Origin of the sequence: Candidatus Thiosymbion oneisti, from assembly GCF_900092655.1 — a bacterium.
Lineage (GTDB): Bacteria > Pseudomonadota > Gammaproteobacteria > Chromatiales > Chromatiaceae > Thiosymbion > Thiosymbion oneisti.
This window is the reverse complement of the sequence record NZ_FLUY01001851.1, coordinates 1-9,613: the sequence shown is the minus strand read 5'-3', so window position 1 is coordinate 9,613 and position 9,613 is coordinate 1. Positions and strand designations below refer to the sequence as shown.

Here is a 9,613-nt window from a genome sequence, read left to right as displayed (position 1 = left end):
TGCGCTCACCACATCTTACGGCCCTTGCCCAACCTACAAGATCATGTTCTCGGGAGGATTTATACGCGCTCGCCCTGTGGCATCTTTCGTGTCAGCCCGCGTCGGGCGGATCAGGCCAGGGATGGCCGCCATCCGCCGTATGTCAGTCACCTCCGGCGGGTGACGGCGCGCCCACCGCCGCGGCAATCGCGGCGCCTGGCGCACACGCCTGACCCGCCCTACGGGCTATCCGGCTGTTAGGTTGCTTCCCTGTTACTGGCAGTTGAGCGCATCCGTACTAGGCGGCAGTGGTGCCGTCCGGCTCGCCGGCGAGCTCGATGCGCCGGGTTTCCAACCAGGGGTACTCGCCTGCATCTGTTATCAACATCCGTTGTCCATGCCCGAGGAAGAGATCGGCACCGCCTGCCGTCCATTCCGTTCGCCATGCCAGCTTGATGCGGTCGTCCTCACTCGACTCCGACCCTGGGTAACGCGCGGGAATCAGAGCCACCGTCTCGCCCTCGTTGGTCCAGGTGATGTGGGCGGGGGTCCAGACCAGATCCCGCAGATCGGTGGGGGCTTCGAGTACGAGTGCCCGTATGGTGTGAAAGGGAACCAGGTAGTAACGCCCGTTGATGATGGCCTCCAGCACCGGTCCCAGGCGTTGGTCGGCATCCGCGATCCAGGCAAAGGGTTCCCCGTCGATGGTGCCGGCCGTGGCGGGCGCCTGCTCGAAGGCCTGTTCACGCAGCGTCTGGGACTCCTGAACCCGGTCCTGGGCCGCCAGTCGCAGAGCCTCCACCAGCAGCGCCACCCAGGGCTCGGGGGTGCCGAACAGCAAGGGGTCCCGCTGGCCGGAAAAGACCTGGGCGCGGAAGACCTCGCAGCGAAGCGCCTCCCGGTAGGTGTTGACCATGGCCAGATTGGCGCTGTTCAGCTCACCCGCCACATTCAGCTGGGTCAAGGCGCGTTCCCATCGGCCCATCACCGCGAGCAGCTGAAACAGAAAGACCCGCAGCTTGGCGTCGGCGGGATTCTGCTTGATCCGGCCTTGGAGGTCCGCCAGGGCGGCGTGGATGTCGCCCGCCGTCAGTGCTTGCTCGGCATTCATGCATACATCCTCACGCTAGACGAAGAACCACGAATAGACACTAATTCGTGATGGATTCCAGACTGCTGACAATCAGACAGGTACGACCAGACGTTTTGGAGTGCGGCAGCAAGCTATATTGCCACACGGCACAATCTGAGCTTTTGAATTTCCCCCTCACCCCCGCCCTCTCCCGGCGAGGGCGTCGCGAAAGCCCCGCTCCCGGTCTCTGGTTCCCACGCAGCGCATGGGAACGAGAAAAATAAGCATGACTAATGACCATTTGGACCGGCAACTTGGCATTCAGGTTCTAGCCGGTAACCAGAAGAGCCGACAACATGTCGGCGGTCCCAGGGGCCGACAAAATGTCGGCGGTCCCAGGGGCCAACGAAATATCGGTGGTCCCGGGCCGGCTGGGACCGCCGTCTTTCAGACGGCTTACCCACCCAATGACCAGCTGTCGGCAACGGTCAGAGCAGACGCCTTCTGGGCCGCACCAAATAACGCCGGACAGCCGGCAGGTTTAGTTCCCAGGTATACGCATGGTGGACACCGGCCCGATTCTCTGTGCGGCGCGGAGCAACCAGGTTCCCACGCAGCGCGTGGGAACGAGAAAGAACGCCGTTGTGGCCGCTCCAGCGGCCAATGCCTCATGACGCTGGAGCGTCTGGACTTGCTCCCACGCTGGAGCGTGGGAGCCAGAGAGGTGCCTATAACCTGGGCGAAACCGGCCGCGGAGCCTTTACTCACTCCTGCTTGTTAGTCTCGAGATTCCAGGTTCGGTCGGTGGCGGAGCCGGGCTTCCCGGTGTGGTCGATCGGGGTGTACTCCCATTTGATCTTGCCGTAGGCGAGGGACACGTTCTCGAGGGGCTTGGTCTCATCCTCCTTAGTGCCGCCGGGAGCGATCGAAGACACGATAACATCCTCCAGGATGTATTTCATGAAGGTGTGCTTATCGCCCGTAGCCAGGCACAGCTCGATCTCTACCTTGGGGATGTGCTCGCCCTTGGCGCACTTGATGCAGAGATCCGGCGTGGCGTTGTCGATGGTCTTGACGATGCTGAAGTCTTGAAAATCGGCACGGCCCCCGGTCCGGCCCCCGGTCCCACTGGCCCCGGACACGGGCTGGGAAACGCCGTGGTTGAAGCTCAGCACTTCGATCCATTTGTCGTGGGCGTCATCGGTGCTCTCGCCATCGATGCCTTCTATCTTCGCAAACATGTCGACTGCCATGAGTAGTATCCTCCGTATGTGATTGGGCCATCTTGGCCCCGCGCGTCACGCTCGGGTCCGGTGAGTATGCCCGCAAGGCGGCCCGGCCTTGCAGGACACGGATTCAGGTCTTCTGCGACGGCAGCTTGGAGACCAGCCGCAAGGAGACCGTGAGACCCTCGAGCTGGTAGTGGGGCCGCAGAAAGAATTTCGAGGAGTAGTAACCCGGGTTACCCTCCACCTCTTCTACGGTGACTTCGGCCGCCGCCAGGGGCTTGCGTGCCTTGTCATCCTCCGAGGCGGTCCCGGGATTGGGCTCCACATACCGGTTGACCCACTTGTTCAACCATTTCTCCATATCCTCCCGTTCCTTGAAGGAGCCGATCTTGTCCCGCACGATGCACTTCAGATAATGGGCAAACCGGCACACCGCGAACAGGTACGGCAGACGGGCGGAGAGGTTGGCGTTCGCCGTGGCATCCGGGTCGTCGTACTCGAAGGGTTTCTGGAGCGACTGGGCGCCGATGAAGGCGGCGAAGTCGGAGTTCTTCTTGTGGATGAGCGGCATGAAGCCGTTCTTTGCCAGCTCGGCCTCGCGGCGGTCGCTGATGGCGATTTCCGTCGGGCATTTCATGTCCACCCCACCGTCGTCGGTAGGGAAATTGTGGACCGGCAGCCCCTCCACGGCCCCGCCCGATTCCACGCCCCGGATCCGCGAACACCAGCCGTAGAGCTTGAAGGCGCGATTGATGTTTACGGCCATGGCATAGGCGGAGTTGGACCAGGTGTATTTGGTGTGGTCCGCCGCCCCGGTTTCTTCTTCGAAATCGAACTCTTCCACCGGATCCGTCTTGGCTCCATAGGGATAACGGGAAAGAAATCGGGGCAGCGCCAGACCGATGTAGCGCGCGTCGTCGGATTCGCGCAGGGAGCGCCAGGCGGCGTATTCCGGGGTCTGGAAGATCTTGGTCAGATCCCGTGGATTGCTCAATTCCTGCCACGACTGCATTTGGAGGGTCCCTGGGTCCGCCCCGGCGATGAAGGGGGTGTGAGCCGCCGCCGAGACCTGCGACATCAGGCCCAGGAATTCCACATCCATCGGGCTGTGATCGAAGTAGTAGTCCCCCACCAGACACCCGTAGGGCTCACCGCCGAACTGGCCGTATTCTTCTTCGTAGACCTTCTTGAACAGGGGGCTCTGGTCCCAGGCCGTGCCCTTGTATTTCTTGAGGGTCTTGTGGGTCTCCTTCTTGGAGATGTTCATGACCCGGATCTTGAGCATCTCGTCGGTCTCGGTATTGTTCACCAGGTAATGCAGACCGCGCCAGCTGCCCTCTAGCTGTTGAAAGTCGGGATGATGGATGATTTGGTTGACCTGCTCGGTGAGCTTGCGATCGATCTCGGCAATCATCGCCTCGATCGAGCGCACCGCATCCTCGGAGATGAGCGCCGTCTGCGAGAGGGCCTGCTCGGCCAGGGTGTGAACCGCCTGCTCCACCGCCTCTTTGGCGCGGTCGGTCCTCGGCTTGAATTCCTTTTGCAGCAGGGATGCGAACCCATCGGGCTCGATGACCTGGGTCTGGGCTTCGGCTTGGGCTTCGGGACTGAGTTCGGATTCGGCCATGTTACTTGTCCTCTGCGGCTGCCGGCTCTTGTTCCTGCGTTTTCTCCTCCTGGGGCTTGGGCGCCGCGGCGAGGGCTTGCAGCAGTGCCGGGTCCTTCAGGGCATTGGCGATGAGGTCCTCCGCCCCGCTCTTGCCGTCCATAAAGGTAAGAAGATTATCGAGCTGGGTACGGGCCTGAAGCAGCTGGTTCAAGGAGTCTACCTTACGGGCCACCGCCGCGGGCGAGAAGTCGTCCATGCTCTCGAAGGTCAGGGCCACATTTAGATTACCCTCTCCGGTCAGGGTGTTCGGCACCTGGAAGGCAACCCGCGGCTTCATGGATTTGAGCCGTTCCTCGAAGTTATCGACGTCAATCTCCAGAAACTTGCGGTCCGCTACCGGGGCCAGGGGCTCTTCCGACTTGCCCGAGAGATCCGCCAGGACGCCCATCACAAAGGGTAATTGAATGAGCTTCTCCGCCCCATAGAGCTCGACATCGTATTCGATCTGCACCCGGGGTGCGCGATTGCGGGCGATGAATTTTTGGCTGCTTTCTTTGGCCACGGTCAATCTCCCCTCACTTTAAGAATTTTATGGATTATAAAGGCTCGGATCGCTGCCCACCGGGCTTGGTTCCTGGTACAGCAATGCCGAAGTACCGATAACATGGGAATGATTTATTTGCCGCAAATGAACGCGAATGAACGCAAATACACGCAAAGCGGTTGTAACCGGCTCGCCATCAACGACAGCTCTCGATCCCGTTGCAATCATTTGCGTTGATTTGCGTTCATTTGCGGCTAAATCTTCCGTGGGAAGCCTGCTCGCTCAATGTTATCAGTAGTCGAGAGCATGTGTACTAGTCGTCGCCTTCCGGGCCACGGATGGCTTCGATCTGGGCCAAACCGTCGGGGGCGAGATCCTGCACGATGCCGACAAAATCCTTCGTCACCAGGCGTCGTGCCCGCTGCAGCAACAGGGGGACCGGGCTCGAGGGCTCGTTGCGGGCGTAATAATCGCAAATTCGGTCGAGCATCCTTACTACATCTTCGCGGCCAGCTATGGTCGCGGAGCGGTTTCCCCCCATGGACGTTGCCGGCTTGTCACCCGGAGGTAACGTCGCTTCCGTCGGCACACCGTTACCTGTAGATACCGTCGCTTCCAATCCCGCATCGCTGGTGCCCGTCCGCTCCGCGAGTTTGGTTCTCAGCAGGGTATCGGCTTCCGCAAAGAGGTCGCGGATGGGCCTGAGATCAGGCACCTGGGCGACACCGACGTGGTCCGTCACGATCCTTTCGAGCTCGCCCAAGTCACTGACGGCACTCGCGACGGCACTGGCCGTCTCCCGCAGCTGCTCGAGCTCACAGTCCTGAAAGGCCGCATCGACGGATGCCGCATCCAAGGGCGCCTGTTTTCCAGCCGCGGGTTCGGAAGATTCACCCTTGGCGGCTTCGATATCCCTGAGACTTACCGGGCCAAAGGTTCGGGAGTGTACCAAAGGGGTGGTTCGCACCGGCGTGAGTAAGACATCCCGATCGCAAAGATCCAGCAGGGCATTCATCCGTTCGGTCGGATCATTGTCGTCGTCGGTGTCGAGCTGGGGGTGGACATCCTCCCAGTACTCCGCCAGCAACCGACGGATCAAGGTGATCCCGGATGCGAGCCCTGAAAATCCCTCGCGGTGGAGCAGCGCCCGGCAGATCAGGATCCCTGTCCGCAAATCCTTGCTGCGGGAGAGCAGACCCGTCCCCAGCGCAACCGCCTGTTTCCAATCGGGTGGAACCGCGGGGACCACGCTGTCTCCCATCACCCGTTCCGGCTGACCGCTCGCCGCCTCCTTGAGCTGGGTGAAATCGGGGTCGTACTCCGGATCCTTACCAGTCGGATCCGTAGCAGAGACCGGTTCCAAGAGGCTATCGAGATCGAATTCGCTCATCTGATGATCGGTCCTTATGAGTCATCGGAATCATCCGCGCGCCCGGGAAAGCCCGCGCACGGCATTGATCACTGAGGTTTGAGAGGCGGCATCGAACTCGGCCGAATTTCGCATGGGGGTGTCTGGAATGGTCCGTTTTCCGGCCGATGGGTGCCTTCGATCCCTTAAGTCGGGCAGACTTTGAGGCTCTATCTGTAGTCTAGCGCCTGTAATAGCACAAGAAGCCTGGATGGGCAAGAGGATGGAAGGTTCCCAGGGCAACCGAATAACACCCACTGCTAAAAACAAGATCGTGGCCTGGAAGCGAGTCGGTAGGTTGGGCCAAGGGCGTAGGATGATGGTAGGGCGGGTAAGCCAGGGACGGCGCCACCCGCCATATATGCGGTGAGCGCCTGCCGACTGCCCCAGGGATGCCTGCCTGTGCATCCCACACGCAGACAGGTGCCCAACACCCCTGTCGGGCACGCCCAGCGGCCAAAGATGCGGTTCGCCGCTGGCCAAGCGTCCATTGATGCGGTTCGCGTCCCCTCGTGATGCCATCCTGTAAGACCTGCCGCGCTCACCGCATCCTACGTCCATCCTACGCCAGGGTCAGGGATCGAATGCGTATCCTAACAGCTCGATGTCCCGCCTGAAGTGGTGCGCCACCAGTTCGGCGGTCTCGTCACTATAGTAGTCTCGGTAGTCCCGTCCGCGGTCGACCGCCCGGCGTTTGTGGGCCAGGTTCGGCCGCGCGATGCCGATGCGCCCGCAGGCCTCGGTAAAGTCTTCCTCCAGGCGCTCATAGCGTCCGATGAAATCTACCACCAACTCACCGTGCAGATCGATCAGGTAGTCGGTCTGCAGCTCGATAGAGGTATCCAGGTGATACTGATAGGGGCGCTCCGGGTCCAGCTTCCAGCGCAGGAAGTCTTGGAATGTCTCATGGCCCCCGAGGAAATGCGGACGCTCACGGCGGATATGGTAGAAGGAGCTCACCTGCAGGTCCCAGGGATTGCGCACGAAGGCGAATTTGAACAGCTCATCGAAGAACGCCTTCGGCAGCAGCTCCTTGGCGGCGACGATCTTGGCGTGGCGCGGCAGCTTGCCGGCGATGCGGTGACCGCTCAGGCGGCTCAAGCGGCTGCACAGGAACATGGGCCAATACCAGGGATCGCGCCGACGCAAGTGCTGCAGGCTGGCACGCACGCTGGTGCCGCCGGTCTTGGCGATGTGGACGAACAGGAAGCGGTGCTTGACGGAGAGGAACATAATGGTACAGGATTCACAGGATTTTCAAGATTAACAAGATGTTGTAATTGATTATTCAGAAAAATAATCCTGTTAATCCTGAAGATCTTGTTAATCTTGTCCTATTAGCGATTGGCACTAGGATTCAATCAGGCCTCCGTTCGCCGTTCGGCCCGCACGGAATCCAGCGTCGCGCGCAGATCGGCGGCCCGGATGCACGGCCTATTGCTTGATTCCGCTATACAGCGGCGCACCGCCGCCAGGGCCGCGCGATTACAGGCCGTGGCGATCTCCGCAGCGCTCAGTCCGTCGCTTGGGCCCACCAGATCTGCGACCTTCAGGTCCTCGGCCACGGGACGCCGCGCCAGGTGGATGTCCAGGATCTCCCGCCGCGCGGTTGCATCGGGCCACGGCACCTCGAGGATCGCATCGAAGCGCCCGGCCCGGATCGCCGCCGGGTCCAGTCGATCCAGGCGGTTGGTAGCGCCGAGCACCAGGACCCCCTTGAGCTCTTCGATGCCGTCCAGCTCGGTCAGAAATTGGGCCAGCACCCGTTCGCTGACCTGGGATTCGACGGAGACGCCGGAACGGACCGGCAGCAGGGCGTCGATTTCGTCGCAGAACAGGATACAGGGTGCGGTCTGCCGGGCCTTGCGAAACACCTCGCGCACCTCCCGCTCCGACTCGCCGACGAACTTGGACAGGAGGGCCGGTCCCTTGACGGAGATAAAGTTGAGTTGGGTCTCGGTGGCCAGGGCGCGGGCCAACAGCGTCTTGCCGCAGCCGGGCGGACCGGCCAGCAGGATCCCTTTGGGTGGCTCCACCCCGGCCGCGCGGAACAGCTCAGGGCGGGCCAAGGGCCATTGCAGCAGCTCTATCAGGCGTTGCTTGACCGCCGCCAGCCCCCCCACGTCCGTCCAATGCACGGTAGGCACTTCCACGAATACCTCGCGGATGGCCGAGGGTTCCACCTCCCGCAGCGCCGTCTCGAAATCGGCATCCCGGACTTGCAGGTCGCGCAGTAGCTCATAGGGGATCCGCGCCAGCTCGAAATCCACCGCGGGCAGGATGCGACGCAGGCTCGCCATGGCGGCCTCCCGACATAAGGCCTCCAGGTCGGCGCCGACAAAGCCGTGGGTGCGCTCGGCCAGGTCGTCGAGGATCCTCGGGTCGGCCAGCGGCATGCCGCGGCTGTGGACATCGAGGATCTCCCGTCGCTCGGGGCGGCCGGGGACGGGGATGGCGATCTCGCGGTCGAAACGTCCGGGCCGGCGCAGGGCCGGGTCCAGGACCTGGGGCAGATTCGTCGCCGCGATGACAATGATCCGGGCCCGCCGCTTGAGACCGTCCATCAGCGCCAGCAGCTGGGCCACCACCCGCTTCTCCACCTCACCCTGTACCCGCTCGCGCTTGGGGGCGATGGCGTCGATCTCGTCGAGGAACAGGATGGACGGCGCCTTGCTTGCGGCCGCCGCGAACAGCTTGCGCAGCTGCGCCTCGCTCTCGCCGTAGAACTTGTGGATTACCTCCGGACCACTGACAGTGAAGAAGGCGGCGTCCGTCTCGTGGGCGATGGCACGCGCGATCAGGGTCTTGCCGCAGCCGGGCGGTCCGTGCAGCAGCACGCCTTTGGGGGCGGCGATCCCCAGGCGCTCGAAGACCTCCGGGTAGCGCAGCGGTAGCTCGATCATCTCGCGGATGCGCTGGAGCTGGGGTTTCAACCCGGCAACGTCTTCGTAGCTCGGGGCCTGGTCGGTGGTCTCGGTCTGCCGTGCCGCGCCCACCAGCAGTCGGGTCGTGGGGTTGATCACCACCGCCCCCTTGGGTGCGGTGGAGACCACACGGAAGTCGGCCGCCCGGTTGCCGAACAGAGTGGCGCGAATGCGATCCCCCCTCCGGACGGGCAGGCCGTCCAACAGACTGCCGATATAGGGCAGGTCGCGTTCCTGGGGGGTGGTGTCGATAGGCGCCAGCTCCACCTGGCGAGCCGGCTCGCACAGGGTGGCCCGCAGCACCACGGTCTCGCCCAGGGAAACCCCGGCATTGCCGCGGGTCAGCCCGTCGAGCTGTATCTGCGTTTGGCCGCGCGCCTCCTTGTGCGTCGGCAGTACCTTGCACAGGGTCCCGGATTTGCCCGCGACCTCGACGAAATCGCCAATCGCAAGCCCCAGGGTGCGCATATCATCCGGGTCCAGGCGGGCCACCGCCCGGCCCACATCCCGGACGAGGGCCTCGGCGACCTTGAAACCTAAGGAGGTCGCAGATGGATTCGACATGGGGGCAGAGCAAGCACCTATAAATTTTGGCTCTTTATGGATTCCGGACTGCTTTGGAGTGCGCCGGCAAAGCGGCGCGACCGCATCGAACCTCAGCCACGAGGGATACCAGCGGCGTTGGCCGGGAATCCGGACCCTTCGGTTCCACCCGCGCCGCAGCGACGGCGCTTTCCCCTGGCCGCATCACCTTTGCTGGGCACGGATACGTTGCCAAATCCAAAGCGGCGGCAGGATGGTGCCACTTGGCCGACCCCCGGCTTATGCTTAGGGCTGGAGGTTCCGGT

9 protein-coding genes are annotated in these 9,613 nt (G+C 62.5%); 1 reads left to right on the top strand and 8 read right to left on the bottom strand.

Features of this window, described 5'->3' with window-relative positions; genetic code table 11:
* A partial coding sequence (locus BQ17_RS22995; protein ID WP_218068367.1) for a hypothetical protein occupies nt 1–240 on the top strand: 240 nt, incomplete at its 5' end.
* Nucleotides 241–277: 37 nt separating this feature from the next.
* Here BQ17_RS22995 and BQ17_RS19710 read toward each other — a convergent pair.
* From BQ17_RS19710 to BQ17_RS22990, 8 genes are all read right to left on the bottom strand, one after another.
* Nucleotides 278–1,090, bottom strand: a complete 813-nt coding sequence (locus tag BQ17_RS19710; protein ID WP_089730064.1) for a type VI secretion system accessory protein TagJ — start codon at nt 1,088–1,090, stop codon at nt 278–280.
* Between the two features lie 725 nt (nt 1,091–1,815).
* Nucleotides 1,816–2,304 carry an Hcp family type VI secretion system effector gene (locus BQ17_RS19705; RefSeq protein ID WP_089730062.1) on the bottom strand — a complete coding sequence of 163 codons (489 nt, stop codon included), beginning with the start codon at nt 2,302–2,304 and terminating at the stop codon, nt 1,816–1,818.
* A gap of 103 nt (nt 2,305–2,407) precedes the next feature.
* Nucleotides 2,408–3,907 (bottom strand): type VI secretion system contractile sheath large subunit, encoded by a 1,500-nt coding sequence (tssC, locus tag BQ17_RS19700; protein ID WP_089730060.1) that lies wholly within the window; start codon nt 3,905–3,907, stop codon nt 2,408–2,410.
* A 1-nt stretch (nt 3,908) separates the two neighbouring features.
* Entirely contained in the window at nt 3,909–4,451 is a 543-nt protein-coding gene (gene tssB, locus BQ17_RS19695; RefSeq protein WP_089730058.1) for a type VI secretion system contractile sheath small subunit, read from the bottom strand.
* A 295-nt stretch (nt 4,452–4,746) separates the two neighbouring features.
* Nucleotides 4,747–5,823: a type VI secretion system protein TssA gene (tssA, locus tag BQ17_RS19690; RefSeq protein WP_089730056.1), complete on the bottom strand. Its 1,077-nt coding sequence runs from the start codon at nt 5,821–5,823 to the stop codon at nt 4,747–4,749.
* Nucleotides 5,824–6,414: 591 nt separating this feature from the next.
* The gene (locus tag BQ17_RS19685) at nt 6,415–7,074 is read right to left on the bottom strand and encodes a sulfotransferase family 2 domain-containing protein (RefSeq protein ID WP_089730054.1); all 660 of its coding nucleotides are present in this window, start codon (nt 7,072–7,074) and stop codon (nt 6,415–6,417) included.
* Between the two features lie 128 nt (nt 7,075–7,202).
* On the bottom strand, nt 7,203–9,329 hold the full coding sequence (locus tag BQ17_RS19680) for a CDC48 family AAA ATPase (protein WP_089730052.1): 2,127 nt from the start codon (nt 9,327–9,329) through the stop codon (nt 7,203–7,205).
* A 92-nt stretch (nt 9,330–9,421) separates the two neighbouring features.
* The coding region (locus BQ17_RS22990) for a hypothetical protein (RefSeq protein ID WP_218068366.1) at nt 9,422–9,613 on the bottom strand (192 nt) is incomplete at its 5' end.

Excerpts from the sequence above, each read along its gene's own strand:
- BQ17_RS19710 (WP_089730064.1), bottom strand. The coding sequence starts at position 1,090 with ATGAATGCCGAGCAAGCACTGACGGCGGGCGACATCCACGCCGCCCTG.
- BQ17_RS19705 (WP_089730062.1), bottom strand. The coding sequence starts at position 2,304 with ATGGCAGTCGACATGTTTGCGAAGATAGAAGGCATCGATGGCGAGAGC.
- tssC (WP_089730060.1), bottom strand. The coding sequence starts at position 3,907 with ATGGCCGAATCCGAACTCAGTCCCGAAGCCCAAGCCGAAGCCCAGACC.
- tssA (WP_089730056.1), bottom strand. The coding sequence starts at position 5,823 with ATGAGCGAATTCGATCTCGATAGCCTCTTGGAACCGGTCTCTGCTACG.
- BQ17_RS19685 (WP_089730054.1), bottom strand. The coding sequence starts at position 7,074 with ATGTTCCTCTCCGTCAAGCACCGCTTCCTGTTCGTCCACATCGCCAAG.
- BQ17_RS19680 (WP_089730052.1), bottom strand. The coding sequence starts at position 9,329 with ATGTCGAATCCATCTGCGACCTCCTTAGGTTTCAAGGTCGCCGAGGCC.